Consider the following 18,133-nt stretch of genomic DNA (forward strand, 5'->3'; position numbering starts at 1 on the left):
CCGGTGACTGTTCCGGGGATTCTGCGCGCCTTGGAAGAGGCGAACCTGTACCGCGACGCCCTCACCTGGGCCCAGACCGATGCCGACATCTCCGTGGTCGACGGGCTCGATGTGCCGGTCATCGCCGGTCTGCTCGAGAAGCGAGCGCGCGCCGGGCTGCCGGCATCCGCGCTGGTGGTCACGCCCACCGGCCGCCGGGCGGAATCCGTGGCCGCCGCCCTCGACTCGTATCTGGCGGATGCCGAGATCCTGACGTTCCCGGCCTGGGAGACGCTGCCGCACGAACGGCTCAGCCCGAGCCCGGACACGGTCGGCCGGCGCCTGGATGCCCTGCGCCGCATCACCACGTGGACGGGCGAGCGGCCCCTGGTCGTCGTCGCCTCGGTGCGTGCCGCGCTGCAGCCGATCGCCGCGAACCTCGGCGACGCGGTCCCGCTGGCGCTGCGCGTCGGAGGGCGCGGTGTCGAGCTCGACGAAGCCGTCGAGCAGCTGGTCGAGCGGGCGTACTCCCGCGTCGACATGGTCTCGCGGCGCGGTGAGTTCGCGGTGCGCGGCGGCATCCTCGATGTCTTCCCGCCGACGGCCGACCACCCGCTGCGGGTGGAGTTCTTCGGCGACGAGGTCGACCAGATCCGTGCGTTCTCCGTCGCCGATCAGCGCTCTCTCCCGGGCGACGTGGCCGGGGTCGAGCTGCCGGCGAGCCGTGAGCTGCTGCTCACGGCCGACGTGCGAGAGCGGGCCGCGGCGCTCGTCGGACGATTCCCGGCGATCTCCGGCATGCTCGAGAAGATGGCCGAGGGCATCCCGGTCGAGGGCATGGAGTCGCTGCTTCCGGCCGTCTCCGGGCCCCTGATGACGCTCGCCGAGTACCTGCCAGAGGGGTCGGCGGCCGCGATCGTCGATCCGGAGCGGGCGAGCGCCAGGGCGCAGAATCTCGGCGAGACCAACCGCGAGTTCCTCGACGCCGCGTGGAGCGCCGCGACCTCCGGAGCATCCGCCCCGATCGATCTCGGCGCCGGCGACTTCATCTCCATCGCGCGGCTGCGAGAGGTCGTGCGCGGTCGCGACGGCGTGTGGTGGCGGCTCAGCGTCTTCGCGACCGACGACGCGGCCGCCGAGAATCTCGACTCCTCGATCATCCCGTCCTTCCACGGCAACGTCGACGGCGCCATCGCCTTCGTCGAGGCGCGGCTGCACGACGGCTGGCGGGTCGTGGTCATCGCCTCAGGGCAGGGGCTCGTGGAGCGCGCGCGGGACGTGCTGAGCGACCGGGGACTCGCCGCGCGCATGCTCGAGGATCTCGTCGACGCGCCCGAGGCGGGTGTCGCGAGTCTCGTGGCGGGTTCCGTCGAGTCGGGGTTCCAGGTGCCCGAGGCGAAGCTCGCCGTGCTCACCGACAACGAGTTCTACGGTCGCACCATCGGTGGCGATCAGCGCGTCGTGAAGAAGCTCGCCTCGCGTCGCCGCAACGTCGTCGACCCGCTGCAGCTGAAACCCGGTGACTTCGTCGTGCACACCACGCACGGCATCGGCCGCTTCGTCGAGATGACCAAGCGCGAGGTGTCCACCGGCGGTCGCAACGCGACGAAGTCGACCCGCGAGTATCTGGTGCTCGAGTACGCGCCGTCCAAGCGCGGCTATCCCGGCGACAAGCTTTTCGTGCCGACCGACCAGCTCGACCTGCTCTCGAAGTACGTCGGCGGCGAAGCGCCCACGCTGTCGAAGATGGGCGGCAGCGACTGGGCGGCCGCGAAGGGCCGCGCGCGCAAGGCGGTGCGCGACATCGCCGTGGAGCTTGTGAAGCTCTACTCCGCGCGGATGAGCGCCAAGGGGCATTCGTTCGGACCGGACACACCCTGGCAGCGCGAGCTGGAGGAGGCGTTCCCGTTCGCCGAGACACCGGACCAGCTGCAGACGATCGAGGAGATCAAGGCCGACATGGAGCGGCCGATCCCGATGGACCGGCTGCTGTCGGGCGATGTCGGGTTCGGCAAGACCGAGGTCGCCGTGCGGGCGGCGTTCAAGGCGATCCAGGAGGGCAAGCAGGTCGCGATGCTCGTGCCGACCACACTCCTCGTCAAGCAGCACCTCGAGACGTTCACCGAGCGCTTCGCAGGCTTCCCGGTGAAGGTGCGCCCGCTGTCGCGCTTCCAGACCGACAAGGAGGCCAGGCTCACCCTGCAGGGACTCCTCGACGGCTCGGTCGACATGGTCATCGGCACGCACCGCATCCTCACCGACCAGGTGCTCTTCAAGGATCTCGGGCTGCTGATCATCGACGAGGAGCAGCGGTTCGGCGTCGAGCACAAGGATGCGCTGAAGAAGCTGAAGATGAACGTCGACATCCTCGCCATGAGCGCCACTCCCATCCCGCGCACGCTCGAGATGGCGGTGACCGGCATCCGCGAGATGTCCACCCTGCAGACCCCGCCGGAGGACCGGCATCCGATCCTCTCGTTCGTCGGCCCGCGCAGCGACAAGCAGATCGCCGCGGCGATCCGCCGCGAGATCCTGCGCGAGGGCCAGGTGTTCTTCGTGCACAACCGGGTGCAGTCGATCCAGCGGGTGGCGGCCGAGCTCGCCGAACTCGTGCCGGAGGCGCGTATCGCGGTGGCGCACGGCAAGATGGGCGAGCATCAGCTCGAGCAGGTCGTCGACGACTTCTGGGAGCGCAAGTACGACGTGCTCGTCTCCACGACGATCATCGAGACCGGCCTCGACATCTCCAACGCGAACACGATCATCATCGATCGCGCCGACAAGTACGGACTGTCGCAGCTGCACCAGCTGCGCGGGCGCGTGGGACGGGGCCGGGAACGCGCGTACGCCTACTTCCTCTACGACGACACCAAGCCGCTCAGCGAGACGGCGGCCGACCGGCTGCAGACCATCGCCGTGAACAACGATCTCGGCTCGGGGATGCAGGTCGCGTTGAAGGACCTGGAGCTGCGCGGCGCCGGCAACATGCTCGGCGCCGAGCAGGCCGGGCACATCGCCGGCGTCGGTTTCGACCTCTACCTGCGCATGATCGGCGAGGCCGTCGCGAACTTCCGTGGCGAGGAGACCGAGACCGGTGCGGAGCTGCGGCTGGAGCTGCCGGTCGAGGCGCGCATCCCCGAACACTACATCGACAGCGAGCGACTGCGCCTGGAGGCGTACCAGAAGCTGTCATCCGCGGCGACGGCCACTGCGACCGACGACGCGATCGACCTCGTGGCAGAGGAGCTCATCGACCGCTACGGTTCGCTTCCCGAGGAAGTCGAGACGCTCGTGACGGTGGCGCGCCTTCGTCGCCGCGCCGCCCGCGCCGGCCTGACCGACGTCGTCGCGATGGGATCCAACCTGCGCATCGCGCCGGCCCGCTTCGAGGACTCGATGAAGGTGCGCCTGCAGCGGCTGTACCCGAAGGCGAAGCTCGTCGGCGGGGGAGAGGCCCTGGTCGTGCCGATGCCGGGACCGGACGGACCGGAGCTCATCGACTGGGTCGGCAACCTGTTCACCGCCCTCTTCCCGGAGCCGGTGAAGGCCGGGGCTTGACCGGCCCGCAGACGAAGCGACACCGGATAGCGCCTCCGCGCCGAAGGGTCAACCGCCTGTGCCCTCCGGGCCGCGTGCACGAGGATCGTCACATGTGGACTCTGCTGATCGTTCTTCTGGTCCTCTGGCTCGGTATGTCGATTCTCGGCTTCGTCGTGAAGGGGCTGGTCTGGCTCGCGGTGCTGGGCATCGTCCTGTTCCTCGTCACGCTCGTGTTCGGCTTCTTCCGCAGGGGTCGATCGAGCAGCGGATGACCCTCGGCTCGGGCACGCCGGCACGGCATCCGGCGGCGCCGGCGGCGCAGGCGCCGCATCCGGGTCGGGAAGCCGTGCGGCCGGGTCAGTTCCGAACGCCCAGGTAGAGCAGCGTGCCATCCGGATCGCGCACCTGCGCCACCCGCTCGCCCCAGGGCATGTCCTCCGGCGCGACGACCGATGTCGCACCTGCGGCCAGCGCCGCGGAGTGCGCGCTGTCGACCTCATCGACGTAGAGCCAGACGGCGACGGCATCGCCGCTCGTCACCTCGGGTTCGAATCCGATGCCCAGCACCCCGCCGCCCACGGTGAGCGCGACGTACACCTCGCGTCCGTCGTGTTCGAAGCGATAGTGCACGGATGCCGAGAACGCTCGCCGGTAGAAGTCCACCAGCCGGGGAAGATCCGTGGTGCGCAGGATGGGGAACAGCGTGGTCACCGTCATGCCCGGGAACGTACTCGCCCCAGTGGGAGGGCGCAAGACCGGGACGGCTCCTTGGCGCGAGCGCCCGCCCGGGTTAGCGTCGGGAACATGACGGCATTCGAACTCGAACGGATTCTCGACGTGGAGCGGCAGGGCTGGGATGCGCTGTGCGCGGCGCGGGGCGGCACGCACTACCGGGAGCTGATGACCGCCGACGCCGTGATGGTGCTCGTCAACGGCATGGTGCTCGACCGCGACGCGGTCGCCGCGTCGCTGGACGATGCGCCGCCGTGGCGGACCTACACCCTCACGGACCCTCGGCTCGTGCGGGTGGGGGAGGACGCCGTGGCACTGGTGTACCGGGCGCGGGCCGAGCGCGCGGATGACGAGGAGCCGTTCCGTGCTCTGATGACCAGCGTGTACGCGCGCACCGACGACGGACTGCGGCTGGCGCTGTATCAGCAGACGGCCGACCACGGACCGGGGCTCGACTGACCGGTGCACCGGCCGGTGCCCGCTGACCGGTGCACCGGCCGCATTCGCGGGTCGCTTGCCCTGCCCGCCGGTCGGACTAGTCTGGCCGCATGATGTTCGAGCACCTCGGGGCTCGCCCCCGCATCCACGACACCGCCGTCGTGGCGCCGACCGCGGTCATCTCGGGAGACGTCGAGATCGGACCGGGCTGTCAGGTGCTGCACGGCGCCGTGATCACCGCGGAAGGCGGGCCGATCACTCTGGGCGAGTACGTCATCGTGATGGAGAACGCGTTGATCCGCGCGACGGCCGCCAACGCGGTGCACATCGGTGATCACACGCTGGTGGGCACGCTCGCCAGCGTCGCGGGCGCGACCGTCGGCGAGGAGGTCTTCCTCGCGTCCGGGGCGCGCGTGTTCAACGGCGCGCTGATCGGCGCCCGCTGCGAGGTGCGGGTGAACGCGATCGTGCAGCGCCGCTCCGTGCTGCCCGAGGGCACCGTCGTGCCGATCGGCTGGGTCGCGACAGGCGACCCGGCGCGGCTCCTGTCACCCGACCGCGCCGACGACATCGCCGCGGCGATGCCCGAGCTCGACTTCCCCGGCCACGTCTTCGGCGTCGACCGCGACACCCCCGACCTGATGGTGCAGCTCACCGAGCGCTACGGCAGCTCGCTGGCACGACACGCTGACGATCGGCAGGTCTGAACGCTCTGCGCGCAGCATCCGCCACCGCCTCTGCCCTCCGCGCCTCGCCCTCACCCCGCACCCCCGCGCCCCGCACCCCGCCCGACTGTCACACTTTTCTGCATTTGTCACACAGACAAGCGTGACATTCGACGAAAAATGTGCCAGTCGGGGAGGTGCCGCCGGTCCGGGTCAGATGACGCCCTGGGCCAGCATTGCGTCGGCGACGCGCTCGAAGCCGGCGATGTTGGCGCCCGCGACGTAGTCACCGGGGGTGCCGTAGCGCTCGGCGGCGCGGAACGACGCGTCGTGGATGTCGGCCATGATGTCGCGCAGCTTCTGCTCGCTGTTCGCGAAGTTCCAGCGCTGACGCGAGGCGTTCTGGCTCATCTCCAGCGCCGAGGTCGCGACGCCGCCCGCGTTCGCGGCCTTGCCGGGGGCGAACAGCACCTCGGAGTCCTGAAACGCGCCGACGGCCTCGGGCGTCGACGGCATGTTGGCGCCCTCCGCCACGGCGCGAACGCCGTTCTCGATCAGCATCCGCGCCGAATCCTCGTTCAGCTCGTTCTGCGTGGCCGAAGGCACGGCGATGTCGACCGGGACCTCCCAGACGTTGCCGCTCTCGACGAAGCGCGCGCTCGGGCGGCGGTTGGCGTACTCGACGATGCGACCGCGCTCGACCTCCTTGATCTGCCGCAGCAGACCCAGGTCGATGCCCGCGTCGTCGACGACGTAGCCGGAGGAGTCGGATGCTGTCACGGCGCGCGCGCCGAGCTGGGTGGCCTTCTCGATCGCGTAGATCGCGACGTTGCCCGAGCCTGAGACCGCGACGCGCTTGCCCTCGAGGCTCTCGCCGTGCACGGCCAGCATCTCCTGCACGAAGAACACCGCACCGTAGCCGGTCGCCTCGGTGCGCACCTGCGCACCGCCCCAGCCGATGCCCTTGCCGGTGAGGATGCCCGACTCGTGGCGGTTGGTGATCTTGCGGTACATGCCGAACATGTAGCCGATCTCGCGGCCGCCGACGCCGATGTCGCCGGCGGGCACGTCGGTGTGCTCACCGATGTGACGCGACAGCTCGCTCATGAACGACTGGCAGAAGCGCATGACCTCGGCCTCGCTCTTGCCGTGCGGGTCGAAGTTCGAGCCGCCCTTGCCGCCGCCGATGCCCTGACCGGTGAGCGCGTTCTTGAAGATCTGCTCGAAGCCGAGGAACTTGATGATCGAGATGTTCACCGACGGGTGGAAGCGCAGGCCCCCCTTGTACGGGCCGAGCGCCGAGTTGTACTGCACCCGGTAGCCGCGGTTGACCTGCAGCTTGCCGGCGTCGTCGATCCACGGCACGCGGAAGAGGATCTGGCGCTCCGGCTCGACGAGGCGCTCGAGCACGCCGTTCTCGAGGTATTCGGGTCGCCGGTCGAGCACAGGCCCGATGGAGTGCAGCACCTCGTGCACCGCCTGGTGGAACTCCGGCTCATTCGGGTTGAGGCTGCGCACCGCGTCGAACACGGGCTGCGCTGCGGAGCTGAGCGGATGGAAGTCGGCAGTGTTGTCGGTCACGCGGAAGCTTTCTGGTGGGGGATGGAAGGGTGCGATCGTGTCGCGTGATGCGTCGCCGGGTCGGCCCGGCTTCACACTTTAGCGCGCGAGTCCGCGCTCGTCTCACGTCGAGCGCGGGCCGGCTCAGCCGGTGTTCTGCAGTCCGGCCGCGACGCCGCTCACCGAGAGCAGCAGCAGACGGCGCAGTTCCGGATCGTCCGCCTGCTGGGCGGCATCCGACCGCAATCCGCGCAGCGCGCGCAGTTGCAGCAGCGAGAGTGCGTCGACGTACGGCGTGCGCAGCTGCACCGCGCGCTGCAGGATGGGCTTGTTCTCGAGCAACCCCTCGCCGCCGGTGAGGCGCACGACCCACTCCCGGGTGAGCCGCAGCTCCTCGAGCACGATGGCGGCGAGATCGTCGCGGTCGCCGAGGGCGAGATAGCGGCGGGCGATGCGCTCATCGGTCTTCGCCAGGCTCATCGCGACGTTGTCGATCATGGTGCGCAGCAGCGGCCATTCCCGGTATGCCTCGCGCAGCGCCTGCTCGTCGCCGACCGCCTCGAGCGCGGAACCGAGCCCGAACCATCCGGCGAGGTTGATGCGGGCCTGCGTCCAGGCGAACACCCAGGGGATGGCACGCAGATCCTCGAGCGACTCCACGGAGAGACCGCGGCGGGCGGGGCGCGATCCGAGTGCCAGCAGGCCGATCTCCTCGAGCGGTGTGACGGTGGCGAACCAGGGCGCGAATCCGTCGGCGCCGACGAGAGAGAAGAACCGCTCGCGGGAGGCGGCGTCCATCGTCGTCGCGATCGACGAGAACCGCTCGGCGGCGCCGCTGATGCGCTGCTCGACGGTGGGAGAGGAGGCCAGCAGGGTCGCCGCAGCGACCTGGTCGATGTGCCGCATCGCGATGGCGGGCTCGCCGTAGCGGGCGAAGATCACCTCGCCCTGCTCGGTGAGCTTGAACCGGCCGTCGACGGAGTGCGGCGGCTGGGCGAGGATCGCGGAGTTCGCGGGTCCGCCACCTCGGCCGAGCGCACCGCCGCGGCCGTGGAACAGCGTGAGCCGGATGCTGGACGCCTTCGCCCACTGCGCGATCTCACGCTGCGCCTCGTACAGGGCGAGGTTGGCGGCGACCGGGCCGACGTCCTTCGACGAGTCCGAGTAGCCCAGCATGACCTCGAGGCGGTTGTCCGTCGCGGCCATGCGCGCGCGGAACTCGGGGAACCGCACCGCCTCGGCCAGGATCGCGGGGGCCGCCTGCAGGTCGGCGAAGGTCTCGAAGAGCGGCACGACGTCGAGCACGGGGGCGTCCGCGCCGAGAGCGTGGCCGGCCAGCCGGTGCACAGCGGCGAGGTCGGCGGCCGACTGCGTGAACGACACGACGTAGCGGCCGGCAGCCCTCAGTCCGTGGCGCTTCTGGATGTCGGCGATCGCGCGGAAGACCTCGAGCACCTCCTCGGTCTGCTCGCTGAGCGCCGCGCCCGACTCCAGCTCGGCGAGCGCCTGGGCGTGCACCTTGGAATGCTGGCGCACCTCGAGCTCGGTGAGGTGGAAGCCGTACGTCTCGACCTGCCAGATCAGATGCTGCACGCCGCCGAAGGCGTGCCGGCGCGCACCCGCGTCGATGAGCGAGCGCTGCAGCGCTCGCAGGTCATCGAGAAGCTCCTGCGGGGCGCCGTATCCGTCGCCGCCGCCGGTGCGGGTCGCGTGCACCCGGTGCCCCAGCGACAGCATCGCGCGGCGGTGCGGCTCATCGGGGGAGCGTTTGGCGATCTCGGCGGCCAGATCGGGCTGCGCGGTCTCGAACCGCCGCCAGATCGCGGTGACGTCAGCGCTCGGCGGAGTGTCGGCGGCGTCGAGGGTCAGGGTGCGCCCGATCCGCTCCGTCGCCCGTTCGATGCCGCGCAGCACATGATCGGCGGCGATCTCCGCCGCCTCCCGGGTGACGGATGCCGTGACGAACGGATTCCCGTCGCGATCGCCGCCCACCCACGACCCGACGCGCACGAACGCGGGCACCACCGGAGCGTCGTGTCCGGAGGCCTCACCGCGCAGCGCGTCGTCGATGCGGCGGTACACGTGCGGCACGGTGGTGAACAGGGTCTCGTCGAAGACGCTCATCACGGTGCGCACCTCGTCGGTGGGACTGGGCTTCTGCGCGCGCAGCGGCGCCGTGCGCCACAGCGTGTCGACCTCCTCCAGCATCCGTCGCACGGCACGGCGCTCCTCGGCGCCACCGGGACTCGCCGCGTCGTGCTGGGTGAGCAGCTCGGAGAGGCGCCGGATGCTGCTCGACACCGCACGCCGGCGCGCCTCGGTCGGGTGCGCGGTGAACACGGGGTGGAAGCGCAGCTCGGCGAGGCGGCGGCGGGCCTCGTCATCGCCCACTTCACGGCGCAGCTGCGCGAACGCCGTGGCGACCGTGTCGGCGGCGTCCTCGCGACCGGGCTGGCCGGCGCGTTCGCGCAGCACGCGCACGCGCTGGTGCTCCTCGGCGAGGTTCACCAGGTGGAAGTAGCAGGTGAACGCGCGAGCCACCTCGTCGGCGCGTTCCAGCGTGAACGACTCCGCGATGGCGGTGGCACGCTCGAAGGCCTCGTCGCTCTCGGTCTCGGCGGCCTGGATGGTCGCGATGCGCAGGCGTTCGACGTCATCGAAAAGACCAGGGGTGCCTGACTCCCGCAGCACCTGTCCGAGCAGACCGCCCAGCATGCGCACGTCGGCCCGCATCGCCTCGGGAATCCCGTGGGAAGCCTCGAATCGGGTGATGACGCGGATGGCTTCGGTGTTCGTGGGCTCGAGCGACATTCTTCGAGCGTATCCCGGCCTCTCGTGCCCGCCGTCCCGTGTTACCCGCCGCTCCGGCGGCGCGGCCGAGCATCTAGCATGGGACCGATGCGCATCTCGTCGAACCCGCTCCGCGGGCAGCAGTTCCCCGCGGCCCTTCTGCTCGCTGCCGCAGGTCTCGGCCTGCTGCTGGCGAACATCCCGACGCATGACGGCATCGCCTCGGTGCTCCATGCGCACATCGCGATCCCCGGCACGCCCCTCGACCTGTCGATCGCGCACTGGGTCTCGGACGGGCTGCTGGCGATCTTCTTCCTCGTCGTCGCGATCGAGCTCCGCCACGAGCTCGCCCACGGCGAACTCAATTCGGTGCGCAAGGCCGTGCAGCCGGCGATCGCCGCGGCCGGCGGCGTGCTGGTGCCGATCGCCGTCTACCTGCTCATCGCCGGAGGAGAGGCGACGTCGGGCGGCTGGCCGATCCCGACCGCCACCGACATCGCGTTCGCCCTGGGTGTTCTCGCCATGTTCGGCAAGGGCCTCCCGTCAGCGGTGCGCGTGTTCCTGCTGGCCCTCGCCATCCTCGATGACATCATCGGGATCATCTTCATCGCCGTGCTGTTCGCGCACGACGTCGACTGGCTGATGTTCGCGCTCGCCGTTGCGGCCGTCATCGTGTTCTGGCTGCTCAGCCACTGGCTGCACGCCAACGGTCACTCCGGCATCGCCGTGGCCATGGGCGTGGTCGGCGTCATCGCGTGGGGGCTGATGGCGGCATCCGGCATCCATGCCACGATCGCGGGCGTCATGCTCGGACTCGTCATGGCACCGGTGCCCGCCGAGCGCGTGCGGCACGCCCTCGAGCCGACCGTGAACGGGCTCATCCTGCCGATCTTCGCCTTCGTCGCGGCCTTCGTCGTGATTCCCGCCGTCTCGCCCTCGCAGCTGTCGCCCGCGTTCTGGGCGATCCTCGTCGCGCTTCCCGTGGGCAAGATCATCGGCATCACCCTCTTCGGCTGGCTGAGCCTGCAGCTGCGGCCACGGGGCACGGCGCCCGCGCTGGCGCTGCCCGACGTGATCGCCGCCGGCATGCTGGGCGGTATCGGATTCACCGTGTCGCTGCTGCTCGCGAACCTCGCCTTCGCGGCGGATGCGGGTGTGCGCGACCAGGCGATCCTCGGCGTGCTGGCCGGATCGCTGATCGCCCTCGTGCTGTCCGGCGTGTTCGTCTCGATGCGCGCCCGGCACTACCGGATGCTCGCGGCGGCGACCTCCTGAGATGCCGGAGAGCCGATGAACGATCCTGATCCGCTGACCGTCCGGGACCCGCTGCGCGCCGCCGCCGAGACGATGCGACAGGTGCGCGAACGCTGCGTCTGGTCGCAGCGGATCACGCATCGCGACCTCGTGCCGTACCTCGTGGAGGAGTCGCACGAGCTCATCGACGCGGTCGAGACGAGCGACCGCGCCGAGCTGCGCGAGGAGCTGGGCGATCTGCTCTGGCAGGTGCTGTTCCACTCCGCCGTCGCCGCGCAGCATCCCGACGATCCGTTCGACATCGACGACGTCGCCCGCGGCCTCGCCGAGAAGATGGTGCGACGGCATCCGCACGTCTTCGCGGATGCCACAGCAGAGACGCCGGAAGAGGTGCTCGTGCACTGGAACGCCGCGAAGGCGGCGGAGAAGCGCGAACGACGCAGTGTGCTCGACGGCGTGCCGTCCGGGATGCCGGCGCTCGCCCGCGCGCAGAAGGTGCTGGGCAGGGCCGCGCAGGTCGGCGCGGGTGACGACGTGGCGCTCGCCGCGCACGACGCGGCCGAGATCGGAGCGGCCCCGGAGTCGGAGCAGGAGCTCGGCGACCTGCTGCTCACCCTCACGGCGACCGCGCGGGCGCACGGCTGGGATGCGGAACGTGCCCTGCGCGAGCGCCTGCGACTGCTCGAGGACGAGGTGCGCGCCGCCGAGGCTCGCTGATCGCCGTCGCGCTGAGATGCACCTGCGCGCCGCCCACGCACGTCGAGAAGTCGAGAACGCACGGTATGAGCCCGCATACCGTGCGCTTTCGACTTCTCGACGAAGGCGAGGGGATGCCGGGAGGGGGCGCGCTCGCAGACCTGGAAGGATGGACGGGTGGCAACCGTGAACCCGCCGCGCGGAATGCGCGACTTCCTCCCCGCTGACAAGGCCCGTCGCGAGCGCGTGCTCGCCGTCATCCGTGAGCGCTATCGTGCGCACGGCTTCGACGAGATCGAGACCCCCGTCGTCGAGGAGTACGACCGGCTGCACGCGGGCATCGGCGGCGACAACGAGAAGCTCTCGTACAACATCCTGCGTCGCGGGCTGGATGCCGCGGCGATCCGCGACGCTGCCGACGACCCTGCGGCGCTCAGCGATCTCGGGCTGCGCTACGACCTCACCGTGCCGCTGGCCCGGTTCTACGCCACCCACCGCGGGCAGCTGCCGACCGTGTTCCGTTCGATCCAGATCGGGCCGGTGTGGCGTGCGGAGCGCCCGCAGAAGGGCCGTTATCGGCAGTTCGTACAGTGCGACATCGACATCATGGGCGATGACTCCGGTCGCGCGGAGGCCGAGCTGATGACGGCATCGCTCGACACCGTCGACGCGCTCGGCCTGGAGGGCGGCTTCGTGCGCGTCAACGACCGCCGGATGCTGGATTGGATGCTGACCTCCTTCGCGTTCACCGAGGAGGAGCGCCCCGGCGTGCTCATCACGATCGACAAGCTCGACAAGATCGGCGCCGAGGGCGTGGGCGTCGAACTGCGCGAACGCGGCGCGAGCGCGGACGCCGTCGACGCGTTCGAGGCCTTCCTGACGCGCCCGCAGACCATGGAGTACCACCCGTACGGCGAGCGGCAGATCCGCAAGGCGCTGCCCGAGGGAGCGCCCGACGAGCTGATCGCCCACCTGACGGGACTCGGCGAGGCCGTCGCGGCGGCACGCCCCGATGCCGGTGAGCCCCCGCTCCTGTACGACCCGTTCCTGGTGCGCGGCATGGGCTACTACACCGGCACCATCTTCGAACTGGCGCACCCCTCGGTGGGCTACTCGCTCGGCGGCGGCGGACGCTACGACGGCATGATCGGCCGGTTCCTCGGGCAGCAGGTGCCCGCGGTGGGCTTCTCGATCGGATTCGAGCGCATCGTCGATCTCGTCGCCGAGCGTGAGGCGGATGCCGCACGGGCGGTGGTGCTGGTGCATGACGCCGACGTGCCGCTGACCGAGCTGCTCGCGCACAAGTCCGCCCTGCTGCGCGACGGCGCCGCGGCGCGGGTGCGCCTGGAGCGACGCACCAAGAATCTGAAGGCGCTGCTGGAACGCGCCGCCGCCGACGGGTACACGGGATTCGCCGCGGTGCGTGCCGGCGAAGCACTCGGCCGGCTCGAGGTCAAGCCGCTGTCCTGACCCGCCGCTGCACGGGATCGCCGCGGCCGTCGAGGCGCTCGCCGAGCGGTCAGTCCGCTGAGGGGCCGTCGGCGGCGAAGGAGGCCGCCCACTCCGCGACGCGGCGCGTGCTCTCCTCCTCGGAGAGATCCTCGACACGCGACATGATCGACCAGCGCACACCGAACGGGTCGCGGATGCTCGCGTACCGGTCGCCGGAGACGAAATCCGACGGCGCCTCGCGCACCGTGGCGCCCGCGTCGACGGCCCTCGCGACGACGCCGTCCACATCCGGAACATAGAGTCCCATCGAATAGCAGTCGTCATCACCCTGCGGAGGTGCCACCAGGTGGTACTCCGGGTTCGGCTCACCCAGCTGCAACCCGCCCATTCCGAAGTCGAGATCGGCGTGCACGACGGACCCGCCGAGCTCCGTGACGTCGACGACTCGAGCGCCGAAGACGTCGCGATAGAAGTCGATCGCCGCGGCGGCGCCGGGGATGGCGAGGAACGGCGTGAGGGACGTCGCGCTGTGCGGGCGGCCGTCGGTGGTGTGGATGCCGGTGAGTCCGGTCTTCATCGTGTTCATGAGGTGACGGTAGAACGCGGGCGGGGGAGGGGGCTTGAAGATTCGCGACACGATGTCGACGGTCGCGGTTATGGTCGGTGGAGTGATCGACGCGCGTCGCGGTGTGCTCTACCCGCAGCGGATGCCCCGGTTCCACCGGCTGCCGCCGCCACCCGAGGGGGAGCACCTGGTGGCGTGGTTCTGGGTTCCGGAGTGGGATCTGCCGCCCGGCGAGACATCCCGGCAGCACGTCGTGGCGTACCCCGCGCTGAACCTCGTCGTCGAATCGTCCGGCAGCATCGAGCTGGTCGGCGCCACCACCGCGGCATCGCACCGTGACCTGACGGGGTCGGGCTGGGCGGTGGGAGCACTGCTGCGCCCTGCCGCCGTCGCGGCACTCACCGATCAGCCGGCCGCTCTCCGCGACAGCGCCACGGATGTACGCGCCCCCGAGCTCCTCGCCGCGGTGACGGAGGCCATGACAGACGGCGCGGACCGGCATCGAGAACGCGCGGTGGCGTGCGTGTCGCGGTGGCTCGCCGACCGCGCCGGCACGCCCGGCGATGCCGCTCTGCAGGCCAATGCGATGGCCGATCTTCTGATGACCGACGCCGAGGTGCGCACCGCTGAGCTGGCCGCCGCCCGGCTCGCCGTGTCGCTGCGCACGCTGCAGCGGATGGCGCACCGATACGTCGGGCTTCCGCCCCTGGCGATGATCCGTCGGCGGCGCCTGCAAGAGGCGGCGCAGCGGCTGCGTGACCAGCCGGAGGTCGACCTCGCCGCGCTCGCCGCCGAGCTGGGCTACGCCGATCACGCCCATCTCACCGGGGACTTCCGCACCGTGCTGGGCATGGCGCCGAGTGGATATCGGCGCGACGTCTGAGGCGCACTCAGTGTCGTGCGGCCAGGCGCAGGCGCAGCATCCGGTAGCCGACACCCGCCAGCACGACGACCGTGCCGATGATCGACGACCACACCGGAAGCGTGTTCACCAGCAGCAGGCAGCCCAGCGCCCCGATCACCTGCAGCGCCCTCGGGTAGCGGCGAACGTCGGAACGCTGCCGGAAGGCGGCGGCGTTCGCGATGAGGTAGTACAGCAGCACGCCGAAGGACGAGAATCCGATCGCGCCGCGGAGGTCGGCGACGAGCACGATGGCGATCACGATGAGGGCGATGACGATCTCGGCACGCCGCGGCACCTGCCATCGTTCGTCGATCGCGGCGAGGAAGCGCGGCACGTCACCCTCGCGCGCCATCGCCAGGGTCGTGCGGCCGATGCCGATGAGCAGCGCCAGCAAGGCGCCGAGCGATGCCGCCGCGGCGGACACCCGCACCAGCGGGCCGAGCGGCTGCCAGCCTGCGGCGTCGACGATGTCGGCGACGGGATGCGCGCTGCCGATGGCCGCCGATCCGAGCGTCAGGATGACGGCCACGGCGACGAGGGCGTATACGACGACGGCGCCGGCCAGGGCGATCACGATCGCACGCGGGATGCTCCGTGCCGGGTCGACGACCTCTTCACCCATCGTCGCGATCCGCGCGTAGCCGGCGAAGGCGAAGAAGATCAACCCCGCGCCCTGCAGCACGCCGTACGCCGTCGCGTCCGCCAGCGGCGCGGGATCGAGACCTGGCGCGGCGGTGAACCCGGCCGCCGTCGCGATCGCAAGGCCGAGCAGTGCACCCGCGACCAGGATGCGGGTGAGCAGGGCGGTGCGGGTCACGCCGAAGCAGTTCACCGTCGCCAGCGCCGCGACGGCGACGACGGCGACCGGGATGCGCCACGCCTCGGGCGCGGCGTATGCGGCGAAGGTCATGGCCATGGCCGCACAGCTGGCGATCTTGCCGATCACGAAGCACCATCCGGCGATGAACCCCGACCAGGGACCGATCTCCGCTCGGGCGTAGGCGTAGGTGCCGCCCGCGACCGGATGCACCGCGGCGAGCTGCGCCGATGAGGTGGCGTTGCAGAACGCCACGAGCGCGGCGACCGCGAGCGCGATGAGGATGCCGGAGCCGGCGACGCCCAGAGCGGGACCCCAGACGGCGAAGACGCCGGCGCCGATCATCGACCCGAGCCCGACGGCGACGGCATCCGTCAGTGAGAGGCGGCGGGCGAGGGGCACCCGTTCATCGTCCCACCCGCAGGTCGACGTCCGGCGACGCGCGCCGCTGTGACTCGCTTCTCGGCGTCGCGAGCGGCGCGCATTCTTCGCCGGGGTGCTATAACTGTTCTAGTTGAACTAGAACTAACCGAATGAGGGGCATGCTTCTCACAATCGACCCGCACGGCGGCCGGCCGCTCTTCGAGCAGGTCGCCGCTTCCGTGCGCACGGCCATCGCGGCCGGTCGCATCGCCTCCGGCGACCGGCTGCCGCCCGCGCGTGAGATCGCCGCCGGACTCGGCATCAACCTGCACACCGTGCTGCGCGCCTTCCAGGATCTCCGGGACGAGGGCCTGATCGAGCTGCGACGGGGCAGGGGCGCCGTCATCACCCCCGCGGCCGGTGCGCTGACCGAGCTGCACGCCGACATCACCGCTCTCGTGGTGCGCGCCGCCGCCATGGGACTCACGCCCGACACCCTCGCAGCCCTCGTGAAGGAGCATCCCGCATGAACACCGGTTCCCCGAACGCCGCACGCTCCCGCACCGCCTTCCTGTGGGTGGGCCTGATCGTGCCGCTGGCCATCATCGTCGGCGCCACGGCGGTGATCGCCGCGTGGCTGCCGGAGCTGCCCGATCCCGTCGCCACGCACTGGGGAGTGCACGGTGTGGACGGCTTCGGCCCGCGGTGGATCGCGATCGCGTTGCCGCTGGGCGTCGGCGGCGGCCTCGTCGCGCTGCTCGCTGTGATGTCGCTGCTCGCCCACCGGCTGCCGCAGAGCAGCGCGAAAGCCGCGCTTCCGGCGTGGGGGTCGACCGCGCGCTTCCTCGGCGGTGTGAACCTCGGGCTGGCCCTCTTCCTCTCGTTCGTCTCGCTGGTCACGTCCGCGGTGCAGCGCGGACTCACCGACGCCGGACAGGCTCCGGACATCTCGGGATGGGTGCTGCTCGGTCTCGTCCTGCTCGCCGGCGGAACAGCCGTCGGCTGGCTGCTGCAACCGCAGGCGCCGCAACACCCCGCGGGTTCGGGTGGCGTCGCCGACGTCATCGCGCTCTCAGCGACCCAGCGCGCGGCCTGGTTCGGCACCGCCGCCATGGCCCGCGCCGGAGTCGTCACCCTGGGGGCGCTGCTGAGCGTGCTGCCGGCCGCCACCGTGTTCGCGCTCGCGGGCGGCGACCCGAACGGATGGATCCTGGCGGCCGTCGCGGTGGTGCTGATCGGACTGGTGTGCACGATGCTGGTCTTCCGGGTGCGTGTGAACGCCGACGGGCTGCGCGTGCGCTCCGTGAGCGGCTGGCCGAGCATCCGCATCCCGCTGGATCGGATCCGCACGGTCGAGGTCGTCGACATCGTGCCGATGGCCGAGTTCGGCGGGTGGGGGTGGCGCATCGCCGTCGACGGGCGGCGCGGCGTCGTGCTGCGCGCCGGCGAGGCGCTGCAGGTGACGCAGCGCGACGATCGGATCTTCGTCGTCACCGTCGACGGGGCCCGCGACGCCGCAGCCGTGCTGGAAACCCTGCGCATCCGCGAGACGCGCTGACGCAGAACAGGCGGCGGCGTCGGCCCGTCGACGGCCGCCTCGATGAACCACGGCGCTTGACCCCGAGCGGCACACGACGGTTGGCTGTGAGCATGGTCGACTCGAATCCGCAGAACTGGCAGGCCGCCGATGACTACCTCGCCGAACTCCTCGTCGGCCGCGACGCCGCGCTGGAGGCGGCCCTGACCGCGCAGCGCGACGCCGACATGCCCGAGATCGAGGTCGCGCCCGTCGCCGGCAAGCTGCTCAACCTGCTGGTGCGGATGAGCGGAGCACGGCGGGTGCTCGAGATCGGCACCCTGGGCGGCTATTCGACGATCTGGATGGCCAGGGCCGTCGGAGAGGGCGGACGGGTCGTCACGATCGAGGCCGAGGCGGTGAACGCCGCCGTCGCGCGCGACAGCATCGACGCGGCCGGCGTCGGGGAGCGGGTGGACATCCGGGTGGGACGGGCCGCCGACGTGCTGCCCACCCTCGTGGGCGGCTTCGATCTGGTGTTCATCGACGCCGACAAGGAATCCAACACCGTCTACCTGGACTGGGCGGCGAAGCTCGGCCATCCCGGCACCGTCGTGATCCTCGACAACATCGGCCGCGACGGCGAGATCGTGAACGACGCCAGCACCGACACGAAGGTGCTCGGCACCCGCGAGGGTCTGCGGATGCTGGCGGAGGACCCGCGGTTCGACGCCACGGCGCTGCAGACGGTCGGGCTGAAAGGCTGGGACGGCCTCGCGATCGCGCTGGTCGTCTGAATCCCGTCATCACCTGAGGCGCCTCCGAGCCCGGGGCTAGACTGGCCACGGATCGACGTCGCTCC

General features: G+C 70.8%; 16 protein-coding genes. 11 read left to right on the plus strand and 5 right to left on the minus strand.

Annotated features, from left to right (window positions below; translation table 11 throughout):
• The first annotated feature begins 3 nt into the window (after positions 1-3).
• Complete coding sequence (mfd, locus tag ACFWH5_RS13005) at positions 4-3,537, plus strand: transcription-repair coupling factor (RefSeq protein ID WP_378835178.1); 3,534 nt, start codon at positions 4-6, stop codon at positions 3,535-3,537.
• A 92-nt stretch (positions 3,538-3,629) separates the two neighbouring features.
• Entirely contained in the window at positions 3,630-3,791 is a 162-nt protein-coding gene (locus ACFWH5_RS13010) for a hypothetical protein (RefSeq protein WP_378835179.1), read from the plus strand.
• Between the two features lie 85 nt (positions 3,792-3,876).
• Here ACFWH5_RS13010 and ACFWH5_RS13015 read toward each other — a convergent pair whose 3' ends face one another.
• On the minus strand, positions 3,877-4,236 hold the full coding sequence (locus ACFWH5_RS13015; RefSeq protein WP_378835181.1) for a VOC family protein: 360 nt from the start codon (positions 4,234-4,236) through the stop codon (positions 3,877-3,879).
• Between the two features lie 87 nt (positions 4,237-4,323).
• On the opposite strand from ACFWH5_RS13015, the gene ACFWH5_RS13020 reads away from it, so the two are divergent.
• Both ACFWH5_RS13020 and ACFWH5_RS13025 read left to right on the plus strand, forming a co-directional pair.
• Complete coding sequence (locus ACFWH5_RS13020; RefSeq protein ID WP_378835182.1) at positions 4,324-4,710, plus strand: nuclear transport factor 2 family protein; 387 nt, start codon at positions 4,324-4,326, stop codon at positions 4,708-4,710.
• Between the two features lie 89 nt (positions 4,711-4,799).
• Complete coding sequence (locus ACFWH5_RS13025; protein WP_378835183.1) at positions 4,800-5,396, plus strand: gamma carbonic anhydrase family protein; 597 nt, start codon at positions 4,800-4,802, stop codon at positions 5,394-5,396.
• A 171-nt stretch (positions 5,397-5,567) separates the two neighbouring features.
• Here the strand turns inward: ACFWH5_RS13025 and gdhA are convergent, their stop codons facing one another.
• On the minus strand, positions 5,568-6,935 hold the full coding sequence (gene gdhA / locus ACFWH5_RS13030) for an NADP-specific glutamate dehydrogenase (protein WP_378835185.1): 1,368 nt from the start codon (positions 6,933-6,935) through the stop codon (positions 5,568-5,570).
• A 123-nt stretch (positions 6,936-7,058) separates the two neighbouring features.
• Positions 7,059-9,725 carry a phosphoenolpyruvate carboxylase gene (locus tag ACFWH5_RS13035; protein ID WP_378835186.1) on the minus strand — a complete coding sequence of 889 codons (2,667 nt, stop codon included), beginning with the start codon at positions 9,723-9,725 and terminating at the stop codon, positions 7,059-7,061.
• A gap of 87 nt (positions 9,726-9,812) precedes the next feature.
• On the opposite strand from ACFWH5_RS13035, the gene ACFWH5_RS13040 reads away from it, so the two are divergent.
• The 3 genes from ACFWH5_RS13040 to ACFWH5_RS13050 all read left to right on the plus strand — a co-directional run bounded on the left by ACFWH5_RS13040 (position 9,813) and on the right by ACFWH5_RS13050 (position 13,124).
• Positions 9,813-10,979, plus strand: a complete 1,167-nt coding sequence (locus tag ACFWH5_RS13040) for a Na+/H+ antiporter NhaA (RefSeq protein ID WP_378835188.1) — start codon at positions 9,813-9,815, stop codon at positions 10,977-10,979.
• Positions 10,980-10,994: 15 nt separating this feature from the next.
• Positions 10,995-11,675 carry a MazG family protein gene (locus tag ACFWH5_RS13045; protein ID WP_378835189.1) on the plus strand — a complete coding sequence of 227 codons (681 nt, stop codon included), beginning with the start codon at positions 10,995-10,997 and terminating at the stop codon, positions 11,673-11,675.
• A gap of 183 nt (positions 11,676-11,858) precedes the next feature.
• The gene (locus ACFWH5_RS13050; protein ID WP_378835787.1) at positions 11,859-13,124 is read left to right on the plus strand and encodes a histidine--tRNA ligase; all 1,266 of its coding nucleotides are present in this window, start codon (positions 11,859-11,861) and stop codon (positions 13,122-13,124) included.
• Between the two features lie 49 nt (positions 13,125-13,173).
• Here the strand turns inward: ACFWH5_RS13050 and ACFWH5_RS13055 are convergent, their stop codons facing one another.
• Positions 13,174-13,692, minus strand: coding sequence for a VOC family protein (locus tag ACFWH5_RS13055; RefSeq protein ID WP_378835191.1), 519 nt, complete (start codon positions 13,690-13,692; stop codon positions 13,174-13,176).
• 82 nt (positions 13,693-13,774) lie between these two features.
• On the opposite strand from ACFWH5_RS13055, the gene ACFWH5_RS13060 reads away from it, so the two are divergent.
• Complete coding sequence (locus tag ACFWH5_RS13060; protein WP_378835192.1) at positions 13,775-14,554, plus strand: helix-turn-helix domain-containing protein; 780 nt, start codon at positions 13,775-13,777, stop codon at positions 14,552-14,554.
• 7 nt (positions 14,555-14,561) lie between these two features.
• Here ACFWH5_RS13060 and ACFWH5_RS13065 read toward each other — a convergent pair whose 3' ends face one another.
• On the minus strand, positions 14,562-15,794 hold the full coding sequence (locus tag ACFWH5_RS13065) for an APC family permease (RefSeq protein WP_378835194.1): 1,233 nt from the start codon (positions 15,792-15,794) through the stop codon (positions 14,562-14,564).
• A gap of 140 nt (positions 15,795-15,934) precedes the next feature.
• Between ACFWH5_RS13065 and ACFWH5_RS13070 the strand changes: the two genes are divergently transcribed.
• The 3 genes from ACFWH5_RS13070 (at position 15,935) to ACFWH5_RS13080 (ending at position 18,068) form a co-directional block, all read left to right on the plus strand.
• Positions 15,935-16,285 carry a GntR family transcriptional regulator gene (locus ACFWH5_RS13070; protein ID WP_378835195.1) on the plus strand — a complete coding sequence of 117 codons (351 nt, stop codon included), beginning with the start codon at positions 15,935-15,937 and terminating at the stop codon, positions 16,283-16,285.
• Complete coding sequence (locus ACFWH5_RS13075; RefSeq protein WP_378835197.1) at positions 16,282-17,313, plus strand: DUF1648 domain-containing protein; 1,032 nt, start codon at positions 16,282-16,284, stop codon at positions 17,311-17,313. The genes ACFWH5_RS13070 and ACFWH5_RS13075 overlap by 4 nt, the downstream gene beginning before the upstream one ends.
• A gap of 92 nt (positions 17,314-17,405) precedes the next feature.
• Positions 17,406-18,068, plus strand: coding sequence for an O-methyltransferase (locus tag ACFWH5_RS13080; RefSeq protein ID WP_378835198.1), 663 nt, complete (start codon positions 17,406-17,408; stop codon positions 18,066-18,068).
• Positions 18,069-18,133 lie beyond the last annotated feature (65 nt).

Origin of the sequence: Microbacterium sp. NPDC058345, assembly GCF_042723855.1 — a bacterium.
In the GTDB taxonomy this organism is placed as follows: Bacteria; Actinomycetota; Actinomycetes; order Actinomycetales; family Microbacteriaceae; genus Microbacterium.

What these genes read in the sequence shown, in the direction of transcription:
- ACFWH5_RS13080 (WP_378835198.1), top strand. Translation starts at nt 17,406, where the DNA reads ATGGTCGACTCGAATCCGCAGAACTGGCAGGCCGCCGATGACTACCTC.
- ACFWH5_RS13010 (WP_378835179.1), top strand. Translation starts at nt 3,630, where the DNA reads ATGTGGACTCTGCTGATCGTTCTTCTGGTCCTCTGGCTCGGTATGTCG.
- ACFWH5_RS13035 (WP_378835186.1), bottom strand. Translation starts at nt 9,725, where the DNA reads ATGTCGCTCGAGCCCACGAACACCGAAGCCATCCGCGTCATCACCCGA.
- ACFWH5_RS13075 (WP_378835197.1), top strand. Translation starts at nt 16,282, where the DNA reads ATGAACACCGGTTCCCCGAACGCCGCACGCTCCCGCACCGCCTTCCTG.
- ACFWH5_RS13070 (WP_378835195.1), top strand. Translation starts at nt 15,935, where the DNA reads ATGCTTCTCACAATCGACCCGCACGGCGGCCGGCCGCTCTTCGAGCAG.
- ACFWH5_RS13040 (WP_378835188.1), top strand. Translation starts at nt 9,813, where the DNA reads ATGCGCATCTCGTCGAACCCGCTCCGCGGGCAGCAGTTCCCCGCGGCC.
- ACFWH5_RS13020 (WP_378835182.1), top strand. Translation starts at nt 4,324, where the DNA reads ATGACGGCATTCGAACTCGAACGGATTCTCGACGTGGAGCGGCAGGGC.
- ACFWH5_RS13055 (WP_378835191.1), bottom strand. Translation starts at nt 13,692, where the DNA reads ATGAACACGATGAAGACCGGACTCACCGGCATCCACACCACCGACGGC.
- ACFWH5_RS13045 (WP_378835189.1), top strand. Translation starts at nt 10,995, where the DNA reads ATGAACGATCCTGATCCGCTGACCGTCCGGGACCCGCTGCGCGCCGCC.
- ACFWH5_RS13025 (WP_378835183.1), top strand. Translation starts at nt 4,800, where the DNA reads ATGATGTTCGAGCACCTCGGGGCTCGCCCCCGCATCCACGACACCGCC.
- ACFWH5_RS13050 (WP_378835787.1), top strand. Translation starts at nt 11,859, where the DNA reads ATGCGCGACTTCCTCCCCGCTGACAAGGCCCGTCGCGAGCGCGTGCTC.
- ACFWH5_RS13015 (WP_378835181.1), bottom strand. Translation starts at nt 4,236, where the DNA reads ATGACGGTGACCACGCTGTTCCCCATCCTGCGCACCACGGATCTTCCC.